The sequence below is a fragment of the Micromonospora sp. Utrum1 genome, assembly GCF_057197805.1.
On the sequence record NZ_CM170071.1, the window covers coordinates 5,543,893 to 5,568,833 of the forward strand.

The 24,941-nt window shown below is 74.4% G+C and carries 26 protein-coding genes; 10 read left to right on the forward strand and 16 right to left on the reverse strand.

Annotated elements, in window-relative coordinates; translation table 11 throughout:
• Positions 1 to 52: 52 nt before the first annotated feature.
• The 7 genes from AC0OLQ_RS26000 to AC0OLQ_RS26030 form a co-directional block, all read right to left on the reverse strand.
• Positions 53 to 661, reverse strand: a complete 609-nt coding sequence (locus AC0OLQ_RS26000) for a GTP-binding protein (protein ID WP_357343771.1) — start codon at positions 659 to 661, stop codon at positions 53 to 55.
• Positions 642 to 1,031: a DUF742 domain-containing protein gene (locus AC0OLQ_RS26005; RefSeq protein ID WP_357343773.1), complete on the reverse strand. Its 390-nt coding sequence runs from the start codon at positions 1,029 to 1,031 to the stop codon at positions 642 to 644. The genes AC0OLQ_RS26000 and AC0OLQ_RS26005 overlap by 20 nt, the downstream gene beginning before the upstream one ends.
• Entirely contained in the window at positions 1,028 to 1,453 is a 426-nt protein-coding gene (locus AC0OLQ_RS26010; RefSeq protein ID WP_107078620.1) for a roadblock/LC7 domain-containing protein, read from the reverse strand. Before AC0OLQ_RS26010 ends, AC0OLQ_RS26005 begins: the two co-directional genes overlap by 4 nt.
• Before the next feature lie 63 nt (positions 1,454 to 1,516).
• Positions 1,517 to 3,991, reverse strand: a complete 2,475-nt coding sequence (locus AC0OLQ_RS26015) for a sensor histidine kinase (protein WP_484528463.1) — start codon at positions 3,989 to 3,991, stop codon at positions 1,517 to 1,519.
• A gap of 80 nt (positions 3,992 to 4,071) precedes the next feature.
• A complete protein-coding gene (locus AC0OLQ_RS26020; protein WP_484528464.1) occupies positions 4,072 to 5,637 on the reverse strand; it encodes a prenyltransferase/squalene oxidase repeat-containing protein in 1,566 nt (521 codons plus the stop codon).
• Entirely contained in the window at positions 5,634 to 6,509 is an 876-nt protein-coding gene (locus tag AC0OLQ_RS26025; RefSeq protein ID WP_484528465.1) for a terpene synthase family protein, read from the reverse strand. Before AC0OLQ_RS26025 ends, AC0OLQ_RS26020 begins: the two co-directional genes overlap by 4 nt.
• Positions 6,506 to 7,894, reverse strand: coding sequence for a cytochrome P450 (locus AC0OLQ_RS26030; RefSeq protein ID WP_484528466.1), 1,389 nt, complete (start codon positions 7,892 to 7,894; stop codon positions 6,506 to 6,508). Before AC0OLQ_RS26030 ends, AC0OLQ_RS26025 begins: the two co-directional genes overlap by 4 nt.
• 360 nt (positions 7,895 to 8,254) lie before the next feature.
• On the opposite strand from AC0OLQ_RS26030, the gene AC0OLQ_RS26035 reads away from it, so the two are divergent.
• Positions 8,255 to 8,503, forward strand: a complete 249-nt coding sequence (locus AC0OLQ_RS26035; RefSeq protein ID WP_357343783.1) for a DUF2630 family protein — start codon at positions 8,255 to 8,257, stop codon at positions 8,501 to 8,503.
• A 70-nt stretch (positions 8,504 to 8,573) separates the two neighbouring features.
• On the opposite strand, the gene AC0OLQ_RS26040 is transcribed toward AC0OLQ_RS26035, so the two are convergent.
• From AC0OLQ_RS26040 to AC0OLQ_RS26050, 3 genes are all read right to left on the reverse strand, one after another.
• Positions 8,574 to 9,503: a serine protein kinase RIO gene (locus AC0OLQ_RS26040; RefSeq protein WP_484528467.1), complete on the reverse strand. Its 930-nt coding sequence runs from the start codon at positions 9,501 to 9,503 to the stop codon at positions 8,574 to 8,576.
• Between the two features lie 161 nt (positions 9,504 to 9,664).
• Positions 9,665 to 10,309 (reverse strand): HAD family hydrolase, encoded by a 645-nt coding sequence (locus AC0OLQ_RS26045; protein ID WP_484528468.1) that lies wholly within the window; start codon positions 10,307 to 10,309, stop codon positions 9,665 to 9,667.
• Between the two features lie 60 nt (positions 10,310 to 10,369).
• Positions 10,370 to 11,224, reverse strand: a complete 855-nt coding sequence (locus AC0OLQ_RS26050) for a carbon-nitrogen hydrolase family protein (RefSeq protein WP_484528469.1) — start codon at positions 11,222 to 11,224, stop codon at positions 10,370 to 10,372.
• Positions 11,225 to 11,329: 105 nt separating this feature from the next.
• On the opposite strand from AC0OLQ_RS26050, the gene AC0OLQ_RS26055 reads away from it, so the two are divergent.
• The 6 genes from AC0OLQ_RS26055 to mug all read left to right on the forward strand — a co-directional run bounded on the left by AC0OLQ_RS26055 (position 11,330) and on the right by mug (position 15,596).
• Complete coding sequence (locus AC0OLQ_RS26055) at positions 11,330 to 11,902, forward strand: TetR/AcrR family transcriptional regulator (protein ID WP_357343791.1); 573 nt, start codon at positions 11,330 to 11,332, stop codon at positions 11,900 to 11,902.
• Between the two features lie 101 nt (positions 11,903 to 12,003).
• Positions 12,004 to 12,906 (forward strand): TIGR04222 domain-containing membrane protein, encoded by a 903-nt coding sequence (locus tag AC0OLQ_RS26060; RefSeq protein WP_484528470.1) that lies wholly within the window; start codon positions 12,004 to 12,006, stop codon positions 12,904 to 12,906.
• Entirely contained in the window at positions 12,903 to 13,724 is an 822-nt protein-coding gene (locus tag AC0OLQ_RS26065) for an MbnB/TglH/ChrH family RiPP precursor modification enzyme (protein ID WP_357343795.1), read from the forward strand. The genes AC0OLQ_RS26060 and AC0OLQ_RS26065 overlap by 4 nt, the downstream gene beginning before the upstream one ends.
• A complete protein-coding gene (locus tag AC0OLQ_RS26070; protein ID WP_484528471.1) occupies positions 13,721 to 14,170 on the forward strand; it encodes an SCO6045 C-terminal-like domain-containing protein in 450 nt (149 codons plus the stop codon). The genes AC0OLQ_RS26065 and AC0OLQ_RS26070 overlap by 4 nt, the downstream gene beginning before the upstream one ends.
• A gap of 42 nt (positions 14,171 to 14,212) precedes the next feature.
• Entirely contained in the window at positions 14,213 to 14,974 is a 762-nt protein-coding gene (locus tag AC0OLQ_RS26075; RefSeq protein WP_357343799.1) for an SDR family oxidoreductase, read from the forward strand.
• A gap of 10 nt (positions 14,975 to 14,984) precedes the next feature.
• Positions 14,985 to 15,596: a G/U mismatch-specific DNA glycosylase gene (gene mug / locus AC0OLQ_RS26080; RefSeq protein ID WP_484528472.1), complete on the forward strand. Its 612-nt coding sequence runs from the start codon at positions 14,985 to 14,987 to the stop codon at positions 15,594 to 15,596.
• Here the strand turns inward: mug and AC0OLQ_RS26085 are convergent.
• The 3 genes from AC0OLQ_RS26085 to AC0OLQ_RS26095 form a co-directional block, all read right to left on the reverse strand.
• The gene (locus AC0OLQ_RS26085; RefSeq protein WP_484532434.1) at positions 15,593 to 17,575 is read right to left on the reverse strand and encodes an ABC transporter ATP-binding protein; all 1,983 of its coding nucleotides are present in this window, start codon (positions 17,573 to 17,575) and stop codon (positions 15,593 to 15,595) included. The genes mug and AC0OLQ_RS26085 overlap by 4 nt on opposite strands.
• Before the next feature lie 114 nt (positions 17,576 to 17,689).
• A complete protein-coding gene (locus AC0OLQ_RS26090; protein ID WP_484528473.1) occupies positions 17,690 to 18,457 on the reverse strand; it encodes an enoyl-CoA hydratase/isomerase family protein in 768 nt (255 codons plus the stop codon).
• A gap of 46 nt (positions 18,458 to 18,503) precedes the next feature.
• On the reverse strand, positions 18,504 to 18,731 hold the full coding sequence (locus AC0OLQ_RS26095) for a helix-turn-helix domain-containing protein (protein WP_007462679.1): 228 nt from the start codon (positions 18,729 to 18,731) through the stop codon (positions 18,504 to 18,506).
• Between the two features lie 213 nt (positions 18,732 to 18,944).
• Between AC0OLQ_RS26095 and AC0OLQ_RS26100 the strand changes: the two genes are divergently transcribed.
• Positions 18,945 to 19,547, forward strand: coding sequence for a cadmium resistance transporter (locus AC0OLQ_RS26100; RefSeq protein WP_484528474.1), 603 nt, complete (start codon positions 18,945 to 18,947; stop codon positions 19,545 to 19,547).
• A 109-nt stretch (positions 19,548 to 19,656) separates the two neighbouring features.
• On the opposite strand, the gene AC0OLQ_RS26105 is transcribed toward AC0OLQ_RS26100, so the two are convergent.
• On the reverse strand, positions 19,657 to 21,264 hold the full coding sequence (locus tag AC0OLQ_RS26105; RefSeq protein ID WP_484528475.1) for an ABC-F family ATP-binding cassette domain-containing protein: 1,608 nt from the start codon (positions 21,262 to 21,264) through the stop codon (positions 19,657 to 19,659).
• Between the two features lie 249 nt (positions 21,265 to 21,513).
• Between AC0OLQ_RS26105 and ypfJ the strand changes: the two genes are divergently transcribed.
• Both ypfJ and AC0OLQ_RS26115 read left to right on the forward strand, forming a co-directional pair.
• Complete coding sequence (gene ypfJ / locus AC0OLQ_RS26110) at positions 21,514 to 22,428, forward strand: KPN_02809 family neutral zinc metallopeptidase (RefSeq protein ID WP_484532435.1); 915 nt, start codon at positions 21,514 to 21,516, stop codon at positions 22,426 to 22,428.
• A 99-nt stretch (positions 22,429 to 22,527) separates the two neighbouring features.
• Positions 22,528 to 22,986, forward strand: coding sequence for an NUDIX hydrolase (locus AC0OLQ_RS26115; protein ID WP_484528476.1), 459 nt, complete (start codon positions 22,528 to 22,530; stop codon positions 22,984 to 22,986).
• Positions 22,987 to 23,169: 183 nt separating this feature from the next.
• Here AC0OLQ_RS26115 and AC0OLQ_RS26120 read toward each other — a convergent pair whose 3' ends face one another.
• Both AC0OLQ_RS26120 and AC0OLQ_RS26125 read right to left on the reverse strand, forming a co-directional pair.
• A complete protein-coding gene (locus AC0OLQ_RS26120) occupies positions 23,170 to 23,829 on the reverse strand; it encodes an acVLRF1 family peptidyl-tRNA hydrolase (RefSeq protein WP_484528477.1) in 660 nt (219 codons plus the stop codon).
• A gap of 165 nt (positions 23,830 to 23,994) precedes the next feature.
• Positions 23,995 to 24,627 carry a LysE family transporter gene (locus AC0OLQ_RS26125; RefSeq protein ID WP_484528478.1) on the reverse strand — a complete coding sequence of 211 codons (633 nt, stop codon included), beginning with the start codon at positions 24,625 to 24,627 and terminating at the stop codon, positions 23,995 to 23,997.
• Between the last annotated feature and the right edge of the window lie 314 nt (positions 24,628 to 24,941).

Genomic DNA, 24,941 nt, shown 5'->3' on the forward strand with positions numbered 1-24,941 from the left:
CACTGCCAGCCGACCGGAAACGCGGTACTAGCCCGTCCCCCGGTCCGCCTGGTCAGTCGGCGGCGGCGCGGCGGCGCTCCTCGCGCAGCTTCATGGCGTACTCCAGCAGCGTGATCAGCACCTCCTTGACCGACTCCCGATTCCGCGCGTCGCAGAGCACCACGGGCACCTCCGGGTCCAGGTCGAGCGCACCCTGCACCTCGTCGAGCCGGTAACGCTTGGCGCCCTCGAAGCAGTTCACCGCCACCACGAAGGGCGTGCCCCGCCCCTCGAAGTAGTCGATCGAGGGGAAGCAGTCGGCCAGCCGCCGGGTGTCGGCGAGCACCACCGCCCCGATCGCACCCAGCGCCAGCTCGTCCCAGACGAACCAGAACCGGTCCTGCCCGGGGGTGCCGAACAGGTAGAGCACCAGGTCGTCGCTGAGGGTGATCCGGCCGAAGTCCATCGCCACGGTGGTGGTGGTCTTCGTCTCCACGCCGGACAGGTCGTCGATGCCGATCCCGGTCTCGGTCAGCACCTCCTCCGTCCGCAGCGGCCGGGTCTCGCTGACCGCGCCGACCAGGGTGGTCTTGCCGACGCCGAAACCGCCGGCGATCAGGATCTTGATCGCGGTGGGCAGCGGCGTCGCGCCCGCCGGCCGCTCAGAGCGCCCGTAGTCCATTGATTACCGCCTCGAAAACACTGTCGTCGGGAAGGCCGGCGGGGGTCGCGCGCGGCTCACGGACCTGCACCAGGCTGCGGGCTGCCAGGTCGCCCAGGAGAACCCGGACGGTGCCCACCGGCAGGTCGAGATGGGCGGCGATCTCGGCCACGGACTGGATCCGCTGGCAGAGGCCGACGATCGCCACGTGCTCCGGGCCGAGCCCGGATTCCGAGGCCACGTCCGCCCGGGTCGCCGTGACCAGGGAGATCAGGTCGAACGTGCCGGTCACCGGGCGGGCCCGGCCACCGGTCACCGCGTACGGGCGCACCACCGGACCGGCGTGGTCGTCCACCCACTCGTGCTCCGCGGTCTCCCCCTGGCCGTTCATCGCGTCGGATTCTCGCCGAGGGGCTGTTCCCGGGTGGGTGAGGCGACGAACCGGCCGACCCGGGTGACCAGCATGGCCATCTCGTACGCGATCAGGCCCACGTCGGCGTCCTCGGACGCCAGCACGGCCAGGCAGGCGTTGCGCCCGGCCGCGGTGACGAACAGGAACGACGACTGCATCTCGATGATCGTCTGCTGTACCTGGCCACCGCCGAACCGCTTGCCCGCGCCCCGCGCCAGGCTCTGGATGCCCGCCGCCATCGCCGCCAGGTGCTCGCCGTCGTCCCGGCTCAACCCGCGCGACGAGGCCATCAGCAGTCCGTCGGTGGAGAGCGCCACGGCGTGTTCCGCCTGCTTGACCCGGCCGACCAGGTCATCCAGCAACCACGTCAGGTCCGCGCTCGAAGCCGTCTTCTGCGCCACTCGTCGTCCTCTTCTCCCCCGGCTGGTGTGCCGTGCTCGTGCGGGATCGCCGGATCGGCGTCCCTAGCTCGCCTGACCGTCGCCGGTGTCCGGCGCGCCGGCCTCGTGCGCCCCGCCGAGCAGCCGGGCCGCGTCGGTCCGGCCGCGTCGGGTGCCGCTCTGGTAGGAGCTCATCATTCGGCGCACCTGCTCCGGCGGGCGCACCGTGTCGTCGTCCTCATCATCGTCCGGAGTGGACGCGTCGTGCCGCAGCTCCGGCGCCAGGTTGGCCTGGCGGACCCGGACCGGGAGACCGCCGTCGGTCCGGGACGCGGCGTCCGCCGCCCCGGCCGAGGGTGGGTCGGTGGGCCGGGCGTCCACCGGGGTCAGCGCCGCGGTGGGCTCGGTCAGCGCGGGCTGTCGTTTCCGGGTACGTGCCGGCAGCCCGGACGGGGTGAGCCGGGGCTCGTCCGCATCCGCCTCGGGCGCCGGGTCGGTCTGCTCCGTGCCCTCCTCGACGGCCTCCGCGACGCCGGTGTTCTCGGCCACCGCCACCCCGGCGGCGGGCCGGTCGCCGACGGGCTCGGCCGTCGGGCCGTGCGCCGCGGTGAGGGCGGGCGCGGCCGGGGCGGGCTGCCCGGTGCCGACCGGGAAGCCGCCGGAGGTGCTCGGGTCCGGCCCGTCCTGGGTGACCAGCTCGATGGGGATCAGCACCACCGCCGTCGTGCCGCCGTACGCCGACTCCTTGAGCTGTACCTTCACGCCGTGCCGCTCGGTGAGCCGGCTGACCACGAAGAGACCGAGCCGGGCGGCGTTGGCCAGGTTCAGCTCGGACCGGTCCACGATGCGCCGGTTCGCGGCGGCCAGCTCCTCCGCGCCCATGCCGAGGCCGCGGTCCTCGATCTCGATGGCGAAGCCGTTGGCCACCAGCTGGCCGCGTACCTCGACCGTGGTGTGCGGCGGCGAGAAGGAGAGGCCGTTCTCGATCAGCTCGGCCAGCAGGTGGATGACGTCGCCGACGGCCCGGCCGGTCAGCGACACCGCGCCGAGCGGCCGCACCGTCACGCGGGTGTAGTCCTCGACCTCGGCGACGGCGCCGCGGACCACGTCGACCATCGGCACGTTGCGCCGCCACGCCCGGCCCGGCGTCGAGCCGGAGAGGACGATCAGGTTCTCCGCGTTGCGCCGCATCCGGGTGGCCAGGTGGTCGACGCGGAACAGGTCCTCCAGTTCCTCGGCGTCGTGCTCACGGCGTTCCATCGAGTCGAGCAGGGTGAGCTGGCGGTGCACCAGCGCCTGGGTGCGCCGGGCCAGGCTGAGGAACACCTCGCGGACGTTGCGGCGCAGCTCGGCCTGCTCGACGGCGGTCCGGATGGCGGTCTCCTGCACGGCGTTGAACGCCTTGCCGACCTGCCCGATCTCGTCGTCGCCGGTCTGCAGCGGCGGCGCCTCGCGGGCGACGTCCACCTCCTCGCCGTGGCCCAACCGCTCCACCACGCTGGGCAGCCGCTCGTTCGCCAGCCGGAACGCCGCCTCGCGCAGCCGTTCGAGCTGCCGGACCAGCGCCCGGGCGGTGGTGATGGACACGACGACGGACGCGACCACGGCGATCAGGCCGAGACCGGCGGCGAGCACCAGCCGGAGGATGACGCCGACGGCGACCGGGGTGGCCCGGGCGACGATGTCGTCGCCACCGGCGATGATCACGCCGCGCAGGTCCTCCATCGAACGGCTGGCGGCGGCCTGCCAGGCCGCGGCGGTGACCGGCGGGCGCACGTCGCTGCCCTTGGCCGCGAGCACCCGGTCCTGGAGGGTGCGCAGCTGCCGGAACGCCTCTCCCTCGGTCATCTGCTGGTAGCGCGCCCGGTCGGTCGGGGCGAGGTCGCGGGCGGTCCGGTCGGCGAGGAACCACTGGGCGCCGACCAGCCGGGCGAAGGCGGTCTGCTCGGAGGTTGTCATCCGGTTGGCCGCCACCGCGCCGGTGAGCAGCGCGTCCTGCTGGGACAGCAGCTCCCGGGTCCGGTTCAGGTCGATCAGCGCTGCGGTGTCCCGGGCGATCTCGTCGTCGTCCAGACCGCCCAGCGCGTCGAAGACCCCGAAGATGGCGTCGACCGCCTCGTTGTACGCGGCCAGCGTCGCGGTCCGGTCGATGGTCTTGCGGCCCACCTCGGCGCGTACCTCGCCGAGCTGCTCGACCTCGGTCTTCAGGTCGGCGATGCGCTGCTCCAGCTCGTCGCTGGCCGGGACCTCGGTGCGCCAGTCCTGCGCGGAGCGCCACAGCGCCGCGGCGCTCTCGTCGGTGCGCTGCCGCTGCGCGACGAGTTCCTGGAGCTGGTCCGGGTCGGACTGTCCCAGGTACAGCAGCGACAGCCGCCGCTCGTTCTGGAGCTGGAGCAGCAGCGGGTCGCTCGGCTCGAAGACCCGCGCGTTGAGCGCCTGCACACCCAGCAGGTTGAAGCCGTCCCGGACGGTCACCCACGCCGCGAAGGCCCAGAGGGCGATCAGGGACGCCAGCAGGGCGATGATCTTCGTACGGAGATTCGTACTGCGGGAACCCATCACACCGTCCTGGCCCGGTATTCGATCAGTCCGAAATCCGATCGACTCCGGCGCACGCTAGCAGCCGTCGTGAACTCCATTCAAGCGATCCTGATCATGGTGTTGCCGGCGCCGGCGGATTCGCCGTCTGACCAGGACGCGGCCAGCACGGCCGCGTGCACGATCAGTGTCGGACGGTAAAGGTCCTTGTCGTGCCACAACGCCGGCCCGTCGGCGCGTCCGTCCCACTCGGACAGTCGGTGCCGTCCCCGCAGGAGAGCCGCTGCGACCCGGGTGTCGTCCGGCCGCCCGGCGCCGGCCAGCGCCAGCACCGCGTACGCGGTCTCCTCGGCGGTGCCGCCCCACCGGCCCCAGGAGCCGTCCGCGCGCTGGGTCTCCAGCAGCCAGCCCACGGCCCGGTCGACGGCGGCCCGCGCCGCGGCGCCCGGGGCGTGGTCGACGAGCGCCAGCAGCACGCAGTACGTCGCGTAGTACGCCGACGCGTGCCAGCGGTCGGCCCACCGCCCGTCCGGCTCCTGCCGCTCGACCAGCCAGCCCGCGACCCGGTCCACGGTGGCCGCGACGCCGGGGTGGGCGGGGTGCTGGCCGAGGGCGTCGAGCACGTGCGCGTTCGTGGTCACCGACGCCCCGTCCTCCCCCGGCCAGGTGCAGAAGTGCCGGCCGGTGTCGTACGGGTCGAGCCGGGACACGTCGAGCGGCCGGCCCAGCCGGGCGAGCGCGTAGAGGGTCACCGAGGTGGTGTCGGCGTCGGCGGGCAGCCCGGGCCCGGTGGCCGCGCCCGCCACGCCGACGGTCGCCCGCAGTTCGGCCACGAGCGACCCGGGGACGGTCAGCGGCACGCCGGCCCGGGCCAGGATGCCGAGCACCCAGGCGCGCTCGAAGACGGTGATCGGGCTGGCGCAGGGCACCGGGCCGCGGCCGGCGACCGCGTGCAGGTAGTCCAGGGCTGGGCCGGGATCGGGGCGACCGAGCCAGGCGGCCGTCGCGGCGGGCGAGGCGCCGACCGCACCCGCCTCGGCGGGCCGAACCCCGGCCGCCCGGCGGGCCTGCTCGCCGCCCACCTCCAGGGCGTGCGCCAGCTTCTCCGGGACGGGCCGGCCGGCGGCCAGCAGGCCGCGTACCCGGTTCAGCCGGCCCGGGTCGAGACCGGCCGGCAGCGGCAGGCGCGCCCCGGCCCACTCGGCCAGCCCGGCCGGAGGCTGCGCGAGGTGCCGTTCGACGGCCTCCCGTAGCGCCGGCACGATCAGGTCGGTCGCGGGCAGGTCGGGCGGGGTGCCGGCGTCGAGGGCGCCGGCCAGGAAGGCCAGGCCCCGGTGCGCCGCGCCGGCCAGTGCCGCGGCCGGACCGTGGTCGCCGCGGCGGAGCACGGTCAGCAGGGCCTCGGTGGCGCTCAGCGTGGGCACCAGGGCGTACCCGCCGGGGCCGCCCCAGCCGCCGTCGGCGCGCTGCCGGTCGAGCAGCCAGGAGACGCGGACGTCGTGGCCGGGCAGCCAGGGCGCCAGGCCGACCAGCCGGCCGGTCTCGTAGACCGACGCGGAGGTCTCCCCCGCGGGGTTGGCCACCATGGCCGCGACCAGGTCCCGGACCGGCCCGGTGCGCCGGTCGTCGGGGTGGGTGACCGGCGCGCGACCGGCGGTGAGGCTCACCGGGCGCCCCAGAAGTCGGTGAGCCGGTAGAACCCACTGGTGAAGCCGAGCTGCCGGGCGAGGAAGTCGGCCTGCCGGGGGCAGTCGGGGGCGAGGTCGGCCAGCAGCCGCCGGCAGTGGTCGACCTGCTCCGCAAGGCGTCGCTCGATCTCCGCCGGGTCGTCCACCAGCATGAGCGCGTTGAGGTCGCCCCACTCCCGGTCGCGCTGGTGGGTGCCGAGGTCGTTGACCAGCCGCAGGGCCCGCTGCACCTCGTCGCTCACCGCGATCAGCCGGGGCAGCGCGCGGTGCGTGCCAGGGTCTCCGGTGTGGATCCAGTGCGCCACGTTCACGACCGTGGCGGCGAGGTTGTCGGCGTTCGCCAGGTAGTCGGCGAGGGTGGGGTGGTCGGCCTGCTTCCAGTCCCACTCGCGGGCCATCGCGTCCAGGGTGCGTTCCATGGCGTCCCGCCACGCCCCGCGCAGCTCGGCGTAGGCCGGGGTGGCGGCGAGGTCGTCGCGCAGCTCGGCGAGGAACCGGCCGAGCGGGTCGTCGGGCGCGGCGCCGTCGACCACGGCGAGGCAGGACTTGACGATCCGGTCGACCTCCGACCGGGAGGCCGCCAGGTGATCCACCTGCCAGTCGACCGCGAAGCCCCAGAGCACGGCGCGGTTGGTCACCGCCAGCTCCTCGGCGGTGCACCAGGGCGCGCTGAACGTCATGGCCAGCGAGATGCTGCTGAACAGCGCCGCGTCGAAGGGCCGGCCGGGGAACAGCTCGGAGTGCCGGGCTGCGCACCGTTGCAGGTCGCGCTGGCCCTTGGCGGCGAGCGCGCAGATCCGCCCCTGCTCCGCCGCGGCGGCGACCGGGTCCGACACCTCCCCGCCGGTCATGCCGGCTCCGCCCGCCGGTCGGCGGCGAGCAGGGTCAGCTCGACCCGCTCCCGGGGCCGCAGCGCCGCGGCCAGCCGTAACCCGGGTACGCCGGGGCGGCGCAGCCGGAAGCGGTAGCGGCTGAGCATCGTGGCGAGGATGAGCTGCGCCTCCAGGTAGAACAGGTACATCCCGAGGCACTGGTGGGGGCCGCCGCCGAACGGGAAGTGGGCGTACCGGTGCCGGGCGCGGACCCGTTCGGGCCGGAAGCGTTCCGGGTCGAACTCGTCGGGCCGGTCCCAGAACTGCCGCATCCGCTGGGTGATCAACGGGCTGGCCACCATGGTGGCCCCGGCCTCGATGGGCACCCCGTCGATGACGTCGGCGGCCACCGCGCGGCGCGGGATGATCCAGCCGATCGGGTAGAGCCGGAGCAGCTCGTCCAGGACCATCCGGGTGTAGGTGAGGTCGGCGAGGTGCTCGCGACGGACCGGTTCGTCGCCGACCACCCGGTCGATCTCGGCGTAGAGCCGGTCGGCGACGTCGGGCCGTTGCTCCAGGTGGGGCCAGGCCCAGGTGAGCACGTTGATGGTGGTTTCGGTGGTGGCCGCGAACATGGCCACGGTGTCGTTGCGGACCTGCCGCTCGTCGAGCTGCCGGCCGTCGTCGGTGCGGGCCCGCCAGAGCGTGGAGATGATGTCGTCGCCCTGGTCGGCCACGGCCCGGGTCTCCCGGACGATCGGCACCAGCACCTCGTCGACGACGCGGACCGCGCGGCGGAACGAGCGGTCCCCCGGCATGGGCAGGGAGAGCGGGGCGAACGGCACGACGATCCGGGGGATCACGGCGGTGGCGATGACGTCCTGCGCGTCGATCACCCGCAGCGCGTCCGGCACGGAGATCTTGTCGGCGAAGAGCACCCGCATGATCGCCCGGCTGACGATCCGGGCCTGCTCGGCGCCGATGTCGACGGGGCGCCCGGTGCGGAACGGCTCGTCCAGCTCGTCGACGGCGTCGCGGATCGCGTCGGCCATGCCGTCGATCAGCGCCTCCACCCGCTTGGCGGTGAACATCGGCTGGAGCATCCGGCGGCTGGCCGACCAGATCTGCCCCTCGCCGAGGATGCCCTCGCCGAACAGGCGCTTGACCGGGCGCCAGAACAGCCCGTCGCCGGCCCGCTCGTAGTTGTCCGCGCGGTCGCGCAGCACGTGCTGGACGTGCCGGGGGTGGGTGGCCAGGTACGGGCGGAACGATCCCAGGTTCAGCCGGACGAGCGCGCCGCCGGTGCGGTTGCCCACGTCGATCAGCGCGCGGGCCGGGTCGCGGAGCAGGCCGGGCAGGATCTGCCGCAGGGGAACGGGGTGGGGCCGCCCGGTGGGCCGGGGCGCGGCCGGCGACTCGTCCACGTGAATGGCTCCCTCAGTTGTACTCAGGGTCGCGACGTCGTCATGACCCGTGACGCTGCCCGCGAGCATGCCATCCTGAACGACGGATCAAAAGACGGACAGGAAAATATCTCACTGCGCAGCAATCCCGCTGTCGACAATGGAGCCGGTGGGATTTGCGTCACGCCGGAAGGCTTCCGGCGCGGGCCCTCCCTCCACGATGGACGCCGCACCCGGCTCCCGGCGCAGGTCCGCGCCGCGCGGCGGGTGGCACGCCAGGCGTGCCGGTCCCCGGACCGGCCCCGCCCCGCCGAGCCGGCCGCCGGCGGCTCCATGGCCAGAATGCGGGCGCGTGCCCGCCCCCTGTGCCAAGCTTCGGGCATGGACGACAAGACCATCCTGAGCCGGATCTCCGAACTCGTCGACGAGGAGCACCGGCTGCGCGCCGCCGCGCAGGAGCACGAGGCCGGCACCGACGACGATGCCCGGGAGCGGCTGCGGGCGCTGGAGGAATCCCTCGACCAGTGCTGGGACCTGCTCCGCCGCCGCCGGGCCGCCCGCCAGGCGCACGGTGACCCGGAGGCCCAGGGCCAGCGCCCCGTGACGGAGGTCGAGCGCTACCTCCAGTGACTGCGGGCCGGCGGAACCGCCACGTGCCGGCGTCCCGGGCGGGCCTGCTCCCGCCCGGGACGCGGCGCGCTCAGCGGATGCCCGCCTCCCGCAGCAGCACCTCGGTCAGCGCCTCCGGGTCGGTGTCCGTGGTCGGGAGGCCGCGGGCCGCGAACCAGGTGCCGACCACCCGGACGTCCCGGTGCAGGAACTCCGCCCCTTGCGGGTTGGCCACCACGTCGACCACCTGCGGCAGGTCGATCATGACCAGCCGCCCGGCGTGCACGAGCAGGTTGTACGAGGACAGGTCGCCGTGTGCGTACCCGGCGCGGGCCAGCACGACCAAGGCGTCGACCAGCTGCTCCCACAGGTCGCGCAGCTCGGCGCCCTCGGGCCGGAGCTGGGCCAGCCGGGGCGCGGCCTGGCCCGACTCGGCGTCCCCGACAAACTCCAGCATCAGCTCGGTGCCGAACAGCTGCACCGGGTAGGGCACGGCGATCCGCCCGGAGGCGGCGCCGATCTCCCAGAGCCGGGCGAGCGCGGCGAACTCGGCCGCCGCCCACTGCCCGGCGATCATCTGGCGGCCGAACGAGGTCCGGCCGGCCATCGCCCGCATCTCCCGGGACCGGCGCACCCGGCGCCCCTCCAGGTAGCCGGCGTCGCGGTGGAAGAGGCGGTGCTGGGTGTCCCGGTACCGCTTGGCCGCCAGCAGGCAGCCGCGGCCGGTGTCCGGCACGGCCCGGCGGACCAGGTGGACGTCCGCCTCCTTGCCGGTCTTCAGCACCCCCAGCTCGGTGTCCTTCGCGGCCAGCTCGGTGACCAGCCAGTCCGGGTGGGGTTCGGGCCCGTGCACGGCCTGGTCCCAGGAGGACCAGCGGTCCTCCGCGTCCGGCTCGGCATCGGGGTCGGCGAGGGTCGGCTCGGCGTGCCGGCCCCGCTTCAGGTAGTTGGGTTCGTCGTCGTCAAAGCGGCTCTTGCCGCGGCCACGGCGCTGCGGCGCCGGGAACTCGTGATCGCGCACGGGTGGATCGGTCCTTCGATCGAGGCTGGTGGAGGCAGGTGGTACGACCCTGCAAAGACGGCCATGACCGACCTCCTCTCCTCGACCGGGCACCGCCCGGCTGCGCCCTCGCGCCGCACCATGCTCATGGGCGGCCCCGGGCGGGTCAACCGAATTACGCCTCAGCCGGCCAGGACCGCGGCCACCGCGGCGATCAGCCCGTCCGCCGTCCGGGTGGGCGCGAACCGGGTGTCCGGCCAGCGGCGTCCGCGGTGCAGCCAGACGCTGGGCAGCCCGACCGCGGTCGCCCCGCCGATGTCCGCCTCCGGGCTGTCGCCGATCACCCAGGCGCCGCGCAGCGGCATCCGGGCCCGCTGGGCGGCCAGCGCGAAGATCCGCGGGTTGGGCTTGCTGACCCCGGCCTCCTCGGAGATCACCCAGTCGGCGACGTACCGGTCCAGCCCGGTTCCGCGGATCTTGGCGTCCTGCTGCCGTGACGTGCCGTTGGTGACCACCACCGGCACCCAGCCGGCGTCGTCGGCGATCCGCAGCGCGCAGGCCACCAGCGGGTCCAGCCTGGTGAACGCCACCACGCCGTCGTGCAGCTCCTCGACCAGGTCGATGGAGGGCATGCGCAGCCCGTAGCGGTCCCGGATGGCGTCCGCGACGTCCCACCGGTCGGTCAGGCCGTCGGCGTCGACGGAGAGCAACCAGTCGATGTCGGTGGGCGGCGCGCCGATGCTGTCCAGGAACCGCTCACCCCAGGCGCGAAACGGCCCCTCGCGGTCGAGCAGGGTGTTGTCCAGGTCGAGCAGGAGCAACGGCACTCGCGCACCTTACGGGACCGGGGTGCGCCACCGACAGGCCCGAGCGCACCGGGTCGTCCGTCAGCCGACGAGCGTCGTTCGGGCGAGCCCCTGGTCGGGCAGGCGGTCGGCGAGCATGGTGTGGGCCGCGCGGGTGGCGCCCAGGGCGGCCGGGTCGAGGGTCGCCACCAGTACGTCCTCGCCGGTGTCCGCGCCCCGGGCCAGCGGTCGGCCCTCCGGCTCGTAGACCGCGGCCCCGCCGTTGAACCGCCACGGGTCCGCGCCGCCGACCGCGTTGGCGAACACCACGTACATGGTGTTGTCCAGGGCGCGCGCGGCGTAGTAGAGGTCGCGGCGGTGCTCGGAGCCGGCCAGGTAGCCGCTCGGGCAGAGGTAGCCGTGCGCGCCGTCCGCGGCGGCCGCCCGGCCGTGCTCCGGGAAGCAGCCGTCGTAGCAGATGCCGAGGCCGAGCCGCCAGCCGTCGACCAGCAGGGTGGCGCCCCGCCGGCCGGCGTCGAACAGCTCGCGCTCGCCGCTCCAGAGCTGCTGCTTGTCGTACGCGGCGGTGACCGCGCCGGTCGGGTCGACCACCAGGGAGGTGATGGTGCGCCGCCGGTCGGGGTGCCGGACGGCGGCGCCGATCACCACGCTCGCCCCGCCCTCGCGGGCAGCCGCGCGCAGCGGGTCCAGCCGCGGGTCGTCGACCCGCCCCTCGGCGTCGGCGGCCACGTCGGTGCCGGTCGGGTCGGCGCCCAGGGTCGGCGGGTGGTACGCGGGCAGGAACAGCTCGGGCAGCACCACCACCCGGGCGCTGGCGGCCCGGGCGACGAGGCGGGCGGCGGTGGCGGCGTTGCCGGCGACGTCACCGGGAACCGGCTCGGCCTGCACGGCGGCCACGGTCAGCGGACGGGTGGGGAGGGGCACGACCTGGGTCACCGGTGGATCCTAACCGGCGCGGCCCACTGTGCCGATCTTGCGAGACCGCATCTCAAGCCGTACGTACGGTTTGCATCAGCCGGGTCCGCCTGGAACGATCGTTCCGTGCCCAGAGTAAGTCAGGACCAGCTCGACGCGCGCCGACAGGAGATCCTCGGCGCCGCACGGGCGTGTTTCGCCCGGCACGGCTACGAGGGTGCCACCGTCCGCCGGCTGGAGGAGGCCACCGGGCTCTCCCGGGGCGCGATCTTCCACCACTTCCGGGACAAGGACTCCCTCTTCCTCGCGGTGGCCGAGGACGACGCCGCGGTCATGGTGGAGACCGTGGCCCGCAACGGCCTGGTCCAGGTGATGCGGGACCTGCTGTCCCGGGCGGTCTCCCCGGACACCACCGGCTGGCTCGGCAGCCAGCTCGAGGTCTCCCGGCGGCTGCGCACCGATCCGGCGTTCGCCAAGCGCTGGGCGGAACGCTCGGCGGCGATCGCCGAGGCCACCCGGGAGCGCCTGGTCCGCCAGCGCGAGGCCGGGGTGCTCCGCGACGACGTGCCGATCGACGTGCTGGCCCAGTTCCTGGAGCTGGCGTACGACGGGCTCGTGCTGCACCTGGCGATGGGCCGTCCCGCCGGTGACCTGGGCCGGGTGCTCGACCTGGTCGAGGAAGCCGTCCGCCGGCACTGACCGGCCCCGGTCTCGGTCCGGTAACTCGGCCTTCCGGGAAGATCGTCGCTGGCGGACCTGCTCCACAATGAGCCGCGACCCCCTCGCGACAGGAGCAGAGCATGACAGTCCTCGCGGGCGACACCTGGGGCATCCCCGGCCCCGTCTTCCTCCGCTGGTACCTCGTGGCGGCCGTCGTGCTGGTCGTCGCGACCCTGGCCCACCGGTGGCGCGCGCTGGCCGGCACTCCGGTGCACGACGATGGACCGCTCGGGCCGCAGCAGGCGGCGTACCTCAACGGAGGCGACCAGCTCGCCGTCTGGACCGCGCTCGGCGGGCTGCGCCGTGCCGGCGCGGTCGGCGTGCGCCCCGACCGGCGGCTCACCACCGGCGCCCCGCTCCCGGCCGGCGTCACCCCCCTCGACCAGGCGATCCACCACGCCGCGAGCCGGCGCCTGCGCTCCCGGGAGCTGGGCCAGGACGAGTGGGTCCGGCGCGCCCTCGACGAGCTGCGCGACAGCCTCGTCCGGCGGGGCCTGGCGCTGGACAAGGAGCGGCGGGCGGCGCTGCGCCGCGGCGCGATGCTGATCGGCGCCCTGCTGGCGCTCGGCTTCGTCCGGGCCTTCGTCGGCATCTCGAACGGCCGCCCCGCCGGCTGGCTGATGCTCACCCTGGTGCCGCTCTTCATCGCGTTCCTGCTGCTCAACCGGGTGCCGTGGCGCACCCGGGCGGCCACCCGGGCGCTGCGCGAGCTGCGCCGCCAGCACACCTGGCTGCACCCCTCCGCCGCACCGGCGTACGCCACCTACGGTCCGTCCGACACGGCGATGGGCGTGGCGCTGTTCGGCACCGCCACCCTCTGGACCATGGACCCGGGCTTCGCCGAGCAGGCCGAGATCCAGCGCCACGCGATGGGGACGAGCGGCGGCTCGGGCAGCTCCTGCGGGGGTGGCAGCTCGTGCGGCGGGGGCAGCTCCTGCGGGGGTGGCGGCGGCTGCGGCGGCGGAGGCGGGTGCGGCGGATGACCGCCGGACCGTCCGGAGTGGGCATCGGATGGCGGCCGGAGATCGCCGGCTTCGTGGCCGGCCTGCCCGGGCTGCGCTTCGTCGAGGTGGTCGCGGAGACGGTCGCTCCGGCCGGGCCGCTCCCCGACGGGCTGGCCGAGCTGCGCGGGCGGGGCGTCACCGTCGTACCCCACGGGGTGAAGCTCTCCCTCGGCGGCGCGGAACCGGTCGACCCGGCCCGGGTGGCGCACCTGGCCGGGGTGGCCGCGGCGCTGGACGCGCCGCTGGTCAGCGAGCACATCGCGTTCGTCCGGGCCGGCGGCCTGGAGGCCGGTCACCTGCTGCCGCTGCCGCGCAGCCGCGACGCGGTGGCCGCGGTGGTGGCCAACGTGCGGCGGGCGCAGGCGGAGCTGCCCGTGCCGCTGGCATTGGAGCCGATCGCCGCGCTCTTCGACTGGCCGGACGACGAGCTGGACGAGGCCGACTTCCTCACCGAGATCCTCGACGCGACCGGGGCGCTGCTGCTGCTCGACGTCGCCAACGTGCACGCCAACGCCCGCAACCGGGGCGGCGACCCGGCCGCCCTGCTGGACCGCCTGCCGCTGGACCGGATCGCCTACGTGCACGTGGCCGGTGGCGCCGAGCAGGGCGGCTTCTACCACGACACGCACACCGACCCGGTCCCCGCCGAGGTGCTCGGCCTGGTCCGCGAGCTGTGCGCGCGGCGCCGTCCCCCGGCGCTGCTGCTGGAACGCGACGGTCACTACCCACCCGCGGCCGAGCTGCGCGGCGAGCTGGACGCCCTCGCCGCTGCCTCCGGGCATCCGGTGGTCACGTGACCGGCGGGGACCTGGCCGCACGGCAGGCCGCGCTGGTCGCGGCGCTGGTGGCCGGCGGGCCGCTGCCGCCCGGTTTCGCCCCCACCCCGGTGGAGGCGGCGCGGCGGGCGCTGCTGCGCAAGCGGGCCGGCGACGTGGCCCGGCACTGGCCGCTGCTCGCCGCCGGCCTCGGCGACGCCTGGTTATCGACCTTCGCCGGCTGGGCGGCCGGCCGCCCCACCAACGGCTCGCTGCGCGACGGCTGGGACCTGGCCCGGGAGCTACGCGACCGGGGCACGCTGCCGCCGCTCGGCGCGGAGGAGCTGGCCGCCCGCGAGGCGGCCACCCGCTACGACGGCCGCTCGGCTCCCCGGCCGCGTCGGCTGCCGGCCGTCGCCCGGGCCGGCGGCGCCGTCGCGGTCCAGCTCGCCGGCCGGGTACGCCTGCTCCGGCCGGCACCGCGCTGAGGCGGGTGGCAGGCGCCCTCCGGGTACGGCAGGATCGGCCCCATGGATCTCGGACTCGCCGATCGGGTGTACGTGCTGACCGGCGCCTCGGGCGGCCTCGGCTTCGCCACCGCCGAGCAGCTCGTCGCCGACGGCGCCCGCGTGGTGATCTCGTCCCGCGTCCCGGAGCGGGTGGCCGCCGCCGTCGAGGCCCTCGGCGGGCCGGAGCGGGCGATCGGGCTGACCGCCGACCTCACCGACCCGGGCACCCCGGAACGGCTCGTCGCAACGGCGCGCGAGGAGTTCGGCCGGCTCGACGGGGCGCTGATCTCGGTGGGCGGCCCGCCCCGGGGCACCGCCGCCCAGATCACCGACGAGCAGTGGCGGGAGTCGTTCGAGACGGTCTTCCTGGGCAGCGTCCGGGCCGCCCGCACGGTGGCCGCCGCGCTCACCGACGGGGGCGCCATCGGGCTGGTGCTGTCCACCTCGGTGCGTGGCCCGCTGCCCGGTCTCGGCATCTCCAACGGCCTGCGCCCCGGCCTGGCAGGGGTGGCCAAGGACCTGGCCGACGAATACGGTCCGCGCGGCGTACGGGTGGTCAGCCTGCTGCCGGGGCGGATCATGACCGACCGCAACCGCGAGCTCCTGGCCGCGAGCGGCGACGCCGAACGCGCCCGCGCCGAGGCGGAGGCGTCGATCCCGCTGGGCCGGATCGGCGACCCCGCCGAGTTCGGCCGGGTGGCCGCCTTCCTGCTCTCCCCCGCCGCCGGCTACGTCACCGGGGTCACCGTGCCGGTCGACGGCGGCGCGCTGCGCGGCCTGTGACGGCGCCCCGATGAGCGACCGACGCCGCCCCTCCGGCGGCCGGCCCGACCCCGCGCCCGGGCCGCCGGCCCGGCGCTACCCGCGCCCCAGCCGGGAGCAGCTCGCGGCGGCCGCCGACCGCCTCCTCCCGGACGTGATCGCGCCCGGGCTGGACGTGCTCTTCGTCGGGATCAACCCGGGCCTGTGGTCGGCGGCCACCGGCTGGCACTTCGCCCGCCCGGGCAACCGGTTCTGGCCGGCGCTGCACCGGGGCGGCTTCACCCCGCGCCAGTTGCACCCCAGTGAGCAGGACGAGCTGCCCGGACTCGGGCTGGGCATCACCAACATGGTGGCCCGGGCCAGCGCCCGCGCCGACGAGCTGACCGCCGAGGAACTGGTCGAGGGCGCGCGGGAGCTGACCGACAAGGTGGCGCGGTATCGGCCGCGCTGGGTGGCGGTCGTCGGGGTCACCGCGTACCGGATCGGGTTCGCCCGGCCGAAGGCCGGCTTCGGGCCGCAGCCGGAACCGCTCGCGGCGGCCCGGCTCTGGGTGCTGCCCAACCCGAGCGGGCTGAACGCGCACTTCACCCCGGAGACGCTCGGCGCGGCCTTCGGCGAGCTGCGCGCCGCGGTCGCCGGCTAGTTGGCGGCGGCCGGCGGCAGCGCCTCCTGTGCCACGTAGGTGCCGACCGGCACCGTGGTGACCACCGGCTCCGGCTGCTCCGGCTGGGCGTACGCCGCTGGCGAGTCGGTGACCGCGAACTGCGTGCGGTAGAGCTCGGCGTAGAGGCCGCCGACGGCGACCAGCTCGTCGTGCCGGCCGCGCTCGACGATCCGCCCCTCGTCGAGGACGAGGATCTGGTCGGCGTCGCGGACGGTGGAGAGCCGGTGCGCGATCACCAGCGCGGTACGCCCGGTCAGCGCCACCGACAGCGCCCGCTGCACCGCCGCCTCGCTCTCCGAGTCGAGGTGTGCGGTGGCCTCGTCGAGGATCACGATCGACGGGGCCTTGAGCAGCAGCCGGGCGATGGCGATGCGCTGCTTCTCGCCGCCGGAGAAGCGGTAGCCGCGCTCGCCGACCGTGGTGTCGAGCCCGTCGGGCAGGGCGCGGACCAGGTCGGCGACCTGTGCGCCGGCCAGCGCGGCCCAGATCTCGTCGTCGGTGGCGTCCGGCTTGGCGTAGCGCAGGTTCTCCCGGATGGTCTCGTGGAACAGGTGCGAATCCTGGGTGACCACGCCGATCTCGTCGCGCAGCGAGGCGAGCGTGGCGTCCCGGACGTCGACCCCACCGACCAGCACCTGACCGTCGGTCACGTCGTAGATCCGCGAGATCAGCATCGAGAGGGTGGACTTGCCGGCGCCGGAGGGGCCGACCAGGGCCACCATCTGCCCCGGCTCGACGGCGAACGAGACGCCCTTGAGCACCGGCTCGTTGACCGTCCGGTCGAGCGCCGCGACCTCCTCCAGGGAGGCCAGCGAGACCTCGGCGGCGCTCGGGTAGCGGAACCGTACGTCGCGGAACTCCACCCGGCCGTTGCCCCGGGGCACCGGCACCGCGTCGGGCTTCTCCTCGATGCCGGGGCGCAGGTCGAGCACCTCGAAGACCCGGTCGAAGGAGACCAGCGCGCTCATCACGTCGACCCGGACGTTGGAGAGCGCGGTGAGCGGGCCGTAGAGGCGGGTGAGCAGCAGTGCCAGCTTGACCACGGTGCCGGCGCTGACCGCGCCGGCGACGGCCAGCCAGCCGCCGAGCCCGTACGTGAGCGCCTGGGCGAGGGAGGCGACCAGCAGCATGGCCACGAAGAAGGTACGCGAGTACATGGCCGACTGGATGCCGATGTCGCGAACCCGCTCGGCCCGGCCGGCGAACCGGGCCGCCTCCACCTCGGGCGAGCCGAAGAGCTTGACCAGCAGGGCGCCCGCGACGCCGAACCGCTCGGTCATCGTCGCGTTCATCTTGGCGTCGAGGTTGTAGGACTCGCGGGTGATCTCGGCGAGCCGTCGGCCGACCCGGCGGGCCGGGATGATGAAGATCGGCAGCAGCACCAGCGCCAGCGCGGTGATCTGCCAGGACAGGACGAGCATCGCCCCGGCGGTGAGCACGAGCTGGATAACGTTGCTGACCACCCCGGACAGCGTCGAGGTGAACGCCCGCTGGGCGCCCAGCACGTCGTTGTTGAGCCGGCTGACCAGCGCGCCGGTCTGGGTGCGGGTGAAGAACTGCAGCGGCATCCGCTGGACGTGGTCGTAGACCCGGGTGCGCAGGTCGAGGATGATGCCCTCGCCGATCCGGGCCGAATACCACCGCTGGGCCAGCGAGAAGAGCGCGTCGGCGACGGCCAGCACGGCGATGATCAGGGCGAGCCGGACCACGGTGGCGCCCGCGTCGGAGCCACCACCGGCGATCGCGTCGATGACGTCACCCGCGAGCAGCGGGGTGGCCACCCCGATCACCGCGGCGATCACGACGGTGATCAGGAAGACGATGATGTCGCGCCGGTAGGGCTGGGCGAACGCGACGATCCGCTTGGCGGTGCCGCGCTTGAGCTGGTGGGTGGAGATCTCGTCGCGGCTGCGCATCGACCGGAGCATGCTCCAGCCGCCCATGCCGCCACCGGCCATCGGGTTGGACACTCGTCACCTCCGGGTCGTCGGCAGCCGTGGACCGTCGGGATCAATTGTCCCGACGACTACGACAACCTCGCGAGTAACCCGGATCTTCCCGAACGGTCCTTACTATTCGCCCCGCCCGGCCAGGTCGCGGATCCGCCGGGTCTGCGCCTCCCGCTCGGCCCGCTGCTGCTCGGCGTGGGTGCGCCCGCCCGCCCCGGCGAGCAGCGCCTTGATCTCCACGATCGCGTCGCGGTTGTTGGCCAGCAGGCCCGCGGTCAGGTCGCGCACCGCGCCGTCCAGCTCCGCGGGCGGCACGACGAGGGTGGCCAGGCCGATCCGGTCCGCCTCGGCGGCGTCCATCCGGCGGCCGGTGGCGCAGATCTCCAGCGCGCGGGAGTAGCCGACCAGCTCGGCGAGGCGCTTGGTGCCGGCCAGGTCGGGAACCAGGCCGAGGGTCACCTCGGCCATGGAGAGCTTGGCGTCCTCGGCGAGCACCCGCAGGTCGCAGGCGAGGGCGAGTTGGAAGCCGGCGCCGATCGCGTGGCCCTGCACGGCAGCGATCGAGATCACGTCCGGCCGGTGCAGCCAGGTGAAGCCACCCTGGTATTCCGCGATCCGGTCGGCGCACTCCTGCTCGGGCAGGGTGGAGAGCTCGGCGAAGGACCCCGGGCCGGACGAGCCGGCGACCGAGAGGTCGAGGCCGGCGGAGAAGGATCGCCCCTCGCCGCGCACCACGACGACGCGGACGTCGCCGGGCAGATCCCGGGAGAAGTCGCTCATCGCGCGCCACATGGCCGGGGTCTGGGCGTTGAGCACGTCGGGCCGGCACAACGTCACCGTCGCGACCGGCCCGTCGCAGTCGAGTCGTACTCCGGCCGTCTCGGCGGTCACCGGACCACCCGGAGCACAGCGCTGATGGACGACGCTGGGGGGCGGGTCACGCCTTCTTGCGGCGCCGGGCGCCGCCACGCTGCCGCAGCTGCACCCCGGACTCGGTGAGCACCCGGTGGATGAATCCGTAGGACCGGCCGGTCGAGGCCGCGAGCGCACGGATGCTCTCACCCGAGGTGTACCGCTTTACCAGGTCCTTGGCGAGCGTCTGGCGCTCGGCCCCGACGATCCGGCGACCCTTCTCAGTGCTGGTGGCTGTGCCGGTGGCTGCCATGCTGATTCCTCACGTCCCAGACTGTGCGGTTCGGATACGGTCCCACCTATTAGACCGCCTCGGACGATCATGCGCCAGATATCAACTATTCGCCAACCGACACGCTATGCAATGTCAGCTTCCCGATAGAGTGATCCTTCTGACCGGTCACTCCGCACCGGCCGGCTGGATCATGAAGGGCCGCCCGGCCGGCCGACCCGTACGCTGCCTCGGGTGATCGATCTGCTCGCCGCGGTGGCCGCCGCAGCCGGGGTGTTCGCCGCGACCAACCTCGACGACATCGTCGTGCTGACCGTGTTCTTCGTGGCGGCCCGCAGCACCGGCCGGCCCCGCCCCTGGCAGATCGTCGCCGGCCAGTACGCGGGCATCGGCGCGCTGGTCGCGGTCGCCGTGGTGGTCGCCGCCGGGCTGCTGGTGGTGCCCGACCCGTGGACCGGCCTGCTCGGGTTGCTGCCGATCGCGCTGGGCGTCCGCGCCCTGCTGGCCCGCGACGGCGACGACGAGCCGCCGGCCGTGGTCGGCAGCCTGCTCGGCGTGGCCGGGGTGACCGTGGCCAACGGCGCCGACAACATCGCCGTCTACGTGCCGGTGTTCCGTTCGCTCGACCCGGCCACCGGCCTGGTCTGGCTGCTGGTCTTCGCCGCCCTGGTGGCCGTCTGGTGCGCGGTCGCCGCCCTGCTCGGCAGCCACCCCCGGGTGGTCTCCCTGGTCGGCCGCACCGGCCACTGGCTGGTCCCGGCCGTGTTCATCCTGCTCGGCGTGGTCATCCTGGCCACCTCCGGCGTCCTCCCCCACCTGACCGCCGCCCTGCCCTGACGACCCTCCCCGCGTCGATCATGAGGTTGACGGCGATGTGGATCTCCGAAAGTGCCACCAACCTCATGATCGACGCGGGTACGGGCGCGAGTGGCGCGGACCCGAGTGGTCAGGCGAGTTCGACTAGTTCCAGGAGGTCGTCGGACCAGGCGTCCTCGTCGCCGTCGGGGAGGAGGATGGCGCGGTCGGGCTTGAGGGCCAGGACGGCACCCGGGTCGTGGGTGACCAGCACGATGGCGCCGGGGTAGCGGGCGATCGCGTCGAGCACCTGCTCGCGGCTGACCGGGTCGAGGTTGTTCGTCGGCTCGTCCAGCAGCAGCACGTTAGCGCCGGAACAGACCAGGGTGGCCAGGGCCAGCCGGGTCTTCTCACCGCCGGAGAGCACCCCGGCCGGCTTGTCCACGTCCTCGCCGGAGAAGAGGAACGCGCCGAGGATCTTGCGCAGGTCGGTGTCGGTCTGGTCCGCCGCGGCGCTGCGCATGTGCTCCAGGATGGTCCGCTCCACGTCCAGCGTCTCGTGCTCCTGGGCGTAGTAGCCGAGCCGCAGCCCGTGCCCGGGGCGCACCTCGCCGGTGTCCGGTTCGAGCAGGCCGCCGAGCATCCGCAGCAGGGTGGTCTTGCCGGCGCCGTTGAGGCCCAGGATGGCCACCCGCGAGCCGCGGTCCACCGCCACGTCGACGTCGGTGAAGATCTCCAACGAGCCGTACGACTTGGACAGGCCGGAGGCGGTGAGCGGGGTCTTTCCGCACGGCGCCGGGGTGGGGAAACGCACCTTCGCCACCTTGTCGGCGACCCGGACGTCCTCCAGGCCGGAGAGCAGCTTCTCCGCGCGGCGGGCCATGTTCTGCGCGGCGACGGTCTTGGTGGCCTTGGCCCGCATCTTGTCCGCCTGGGCCATCAGCGCGCCGGCCTTCTTCTCGGCGTTGGCCCGCTCCCGGCGGCGACGCCGCTCGTCGGTCTCCCGCGCCTCCAGGTACGCCTTCCAGCCCAGGTTGTAGACGTCGACCACGGAGCGGGTGGCGTCCAGGAACCAGACCTTGTTGACCACCGCCTCCAGCAGGGACGCGTCGTGGGAGATCACGATCAGGCCGCCCTTGTGGCTGGCGAGGAAGCCGCGCAGCCAGGTGATCGAGTCGGCGTCGAGGTGGTTGGTCGGCTCGTCGAGCAGCAGGATGCCGCCGCCGTTCTCGCCGGCGTCACGGAACAGGATCCGGGCCAGCTCGATGCGGCGGCGCTGGCCGCCGGAGAGGGTGCCGATGGTCTGCGCCAGGGCTCGGTCGGGCAGGCCGAGGTTGGCGCAGATCCGGGCCGCCTCGGCCTCGGCCGCGTAGCCGCCGAGGGAGGCGAACTGGTCCTCCAGCGCGCCGTAGCGGCGGACCAGCTTCTCGTCGTCAGCGCCCTCGGCGAGCTTCTCCTCCAGCTCCTTCATCTGCGCCATGAGCACGTCCAGCCCGCGGGCGGACAGCACCCGGTCCCGACCGGTGACCTCCAGGTCGCCGGTCCGCGGGTCCTGCGGCAGGTAGCCGATCGCGCTGCGCCGGTCAATCTGCCCGGCGTACGGCTGCCCCTCCCCGGCCAGCACCTTGAGGGTGGTGGTCTTGCCGGCGCCGTTGCGGCCGACCAGGCCGATCCGGTCACCCGGCTGCACCCGCAGCGTGGTGTCGGACAGCAGGATCCGGGAACCGGCGCGCAGCTCCAGGCCGGTGGCAGTGATCATCTCGGGGTACTCGCTCTCGGGGTTCGGCGAAGGGCTGATTCAAGGCACGCGAAAGCGCCGGCGGGTCATCAGTTCCCGTCGGCGCGGGGCCGTTCAGCCTTCGCAGCGCAGCACGAGCCAAGTGTACCGGGCCGCCCCCGGCGGGCCCGCCGGATTACCGTGCAAGATCATCGGGTACCGAAAACTCCGTCCGGACCCGGTCCGGTACCGCAACCACCACATACGGACTAATCGGTGATCGGGGTCAACATGGAGCTGAACGAGAACGCGCGGGTCGACACCAGCCAGGTGGAGGATCGGCGAGGGTCCGGCGGAGGCGGCGGGATGGGCATTCCGATCCCGATCGGCGGCGGTCGGGGCGGGATCGTGGGCATCATCATCGCCGTCCTGGTCGCCCTGGTGGGCGGCGGCTTCGGGCTGAACGCGGCCACCAACGGCGGCGGCTCCGAGCAGGGCGACAACACCTCGCTGGAGCAGAAGTGCTCGGCGCAGGACGCGCTGCAGCAGCTCGACTGCCGCAACACCCTCTACGTCAACTCGATCCAGGCCTACTGGCGGACCGCCTTGCCGGAGGTCTTCGGCGAGCAGTACCGGCCGTCGAAGACCGTGTTCTTCAGCCAGAACGTCAGCACCGGCTGCGGCGCGGCCGACTCCGGGGTCGGCCCGTTCTACTGCCCCGCCGACGACCTGGTCTACATCGATCTGACCTTCTACCGCCTGCTCGCCGACCAGCTCGGCGCGCAGGGCGAGTTCGCCCAGCCGTACGTGCTGGCCCACGAGTACGGGCACCACGTACAGGACCTGCTCGGCACCGAGGCGCAGATGCGCCGCCAGCAGCAGCGCGACCCGCAGAACGCCAACACGCTCTCGGTGAAGCTGGAGCTCCAGGCCGACTGCTACGCCGGCGCCTGGGCCAAGAACGCCACCGGCACCGCCGACGAGCAGGGTCAGAAGATCTTCAAGAGCATCACCGACCAGGACATCCAGCAGGCGATCGACACCGCCGAGAAGATCGGCGACGACGCGATCCAGCAGCGCTCCGGCCGGCCGGTGAACCCGGACGAGTTCACCCACGGCACCTCCGAGCAGCGCAAGCAGTGGTTCACCAAGGGCTTCTCCACCGGCGACCCGAAGGCCTGCGACACCTTCGGCGGCACCCTGTAACGCCCGACCGCACACCCGGACCCCGGCGACCACCCCGGCGCCGGGGTCCCGTCGTGTCCGCGGGCACCGGGCCCAGCCGGCCCGGGGCAGGATGTCCGGATGACCGCCCCACCCCGGCGACGGGTCGCCGCGTACGTCCTCCGGCACACGCCGGAGGGCCCCGAACTGCTCGTCATCGACCACGTCGACTTCCCCGAGGCGGGCACCCAGGTCCCGGCCGGCGGGGTCGAGCCGGGCGAGAGCCCGGCCCAGGCGGCCGTCCGCGAGGTCGTCGAGGAGACCGGGCTGACCGGCGTCGAGGTGGTTGCCGAGCTGGGCGTCAGCGAGCGGCCGCACCCGATGACGGGCCGGGCCCGGCGCACCACGTACGTGCAGCTCCGGGCCACCGGCGGACCCACCGTTAAGTGGGGGCACCGGGTCGCCGGAGACGGCGAGGACGGCGGGCTGCGCTTCGCCTGCCGGTTCGTCCCGCTGCCGCTCGTCGGCCACCTCGCCGACCACCAGGACGAGTTCCTCGATCGGATCGACCCGGCCAGGGCAACGTCGGCGGGCCACTGAGCCGCGCCGCCGGGCCCGGCCCGGTCACCGGGGCGACTGACCCGGTCGTTCGGGTGCGGGGTCAGCGAGCGTGACCGTCTCCTCCCGCCCGGCGCAGCGGCATCAACGCGGGGACCGTTGACTTCGGTCGGCCCCGTGAGGCGCGTTGTGGACCAGGAGCCGCACCCACGCCGACCGGTGATGTCAGCCGGGGCCATCGGGCGCGTCCCGGATCAGGATCCGCACCGCGCGGGCGGCTGCCACGGCGCCGACCAGGACGGCGTGCCGGGGCTCGGGCACGTCGAGCAGCCGCTCCGCGCGCACGGCGGCGAGCGGGGCCAGCCGCCGGTCGGCCAGCACCGTGTCCACGGCCCGCCGGTCGCCACCACAGACCAGCGCCGCGAGGGTCGCCGCCTCCGGCAACAGCAGGCGTACGGCCAACTCGGCCGCGTCGCCCAGGGCCGCCTTCGCCTGGTTGTCCCGCCGCCGGGCGAACCGCTGCTGGGACCAGCCGCCGGCGGCGGTGCGCCCCTGCACGTACCGGGTGTCCACCTTGGAGACGACCAGATCGGAGCCGTCGGCGACACCGACCGCCACCGCGCCCTTGCGGGCCAGCAGCAGGCCGAGCCGTCGGGGCGCGCCGGCCGCGGCCACGAACCCGGGCACGTCAGCGGAGGCCGGGGCGCCGGGCGGGGTGTGCAACTCGGCGGTGGCGCCGTCCGGGGCGGTGAGCAGCAGGCCGTACCCCTCGACGATGGTGGTGGGCGGGCCGTGCCGGTCGGCGAAGCCCTCGACCCAGCGAGCGACGCGGGTCGGGTCGACCTCGACCCACCGGCCGCCCCCGGCTGCGGGTCGGCTGGTCACCGCCCGACCGTACGACATGACGGGGCCGGCCGGCCCGCCGGGCGACGGTCGAGCGGCGGTCGGGGGCCGCCGGGCGAGGGTCAGACAGCGGTCGGGAGGCCGCCGGACGACGGTCAGACAGCGGTCGGGAGGCCGCCGACTGCCGTCGGGCCGGATGGGCGACGATCAGTTGGGCAGCAGGGTGGCGATCGCCAGGGTGGCGATCAGGGCGCTGGAGACCAGGCCGGTGACCAGGCGGCCGCGTGGCCCGGCCAGGGCCCGGCCGACCATGGTGCCGCCACCGGCGACGACCAGTTGCCAGCTCGCCGAGGCCAGGAACGCGCCGGCCACGAAGAGCGCGGCCGTGGCGCCGTCCGGGTCGGCGGTGTCCTGGCGGCCGAGCACCAACGCGGCGAAGTAGAGCACCGTCGCCGGGTTCAACAGGGTAAGGCCGAGCAGCGCCGCGTACGCCCGGCCGGGCGTGTTCAGACCGCGCCCCACCGGCGCCTCCGCCACCTCCCGGGTCCGTCGGGCGGACCAGGTCCGCCACAGCCCGTGACCGGCGAGCCCGAGCAGGACCAGCGCGGCGACCACGCGCAACGGCCCGGCGACCGGAGCGATCAGCCCGGCCAGGCCGGCGCCGCCCAGCGCGGCGACCGCCGCGTAGAGCCCGTCGGCGGTGGCCACGGCGAGCGCCGCGGCCGCGCCGACCCGGAAGCCGGTACGGGCGCTGAGCCCGAGTATGAGGATCGCGATCGCGCCAACGGGAACGGCGACGCCGTAGCCAGCCACCAGACCGGCGAGGAACGCCCCGGTCACGACGGTGGGCGGCGGGTCGAGGCGGCCGGCGGCACGGTGCGCTGTCGACGCGCGGCGGTGGCCGCACGGACAGGAACCTGCTTCGGGTACACCTCGATCACCGGCCCATCGTGCCCGCCCCTCCCCCACCCCGCCACCCAATTCCGCACCCGACGCGCCACCCCGCCGAGCTGGCGGTATCCGGTGCCCGTCGACACCGCCACACCGGCGCGCCGGAGTCGATCAGCCGGGTGGAGGGGTAGCCCGTCGGAGATCTTGGACGGAAATGGCCCCTACAGGGCCGATTCCCACCAAGATCTGCTGGGTGTTCGGGG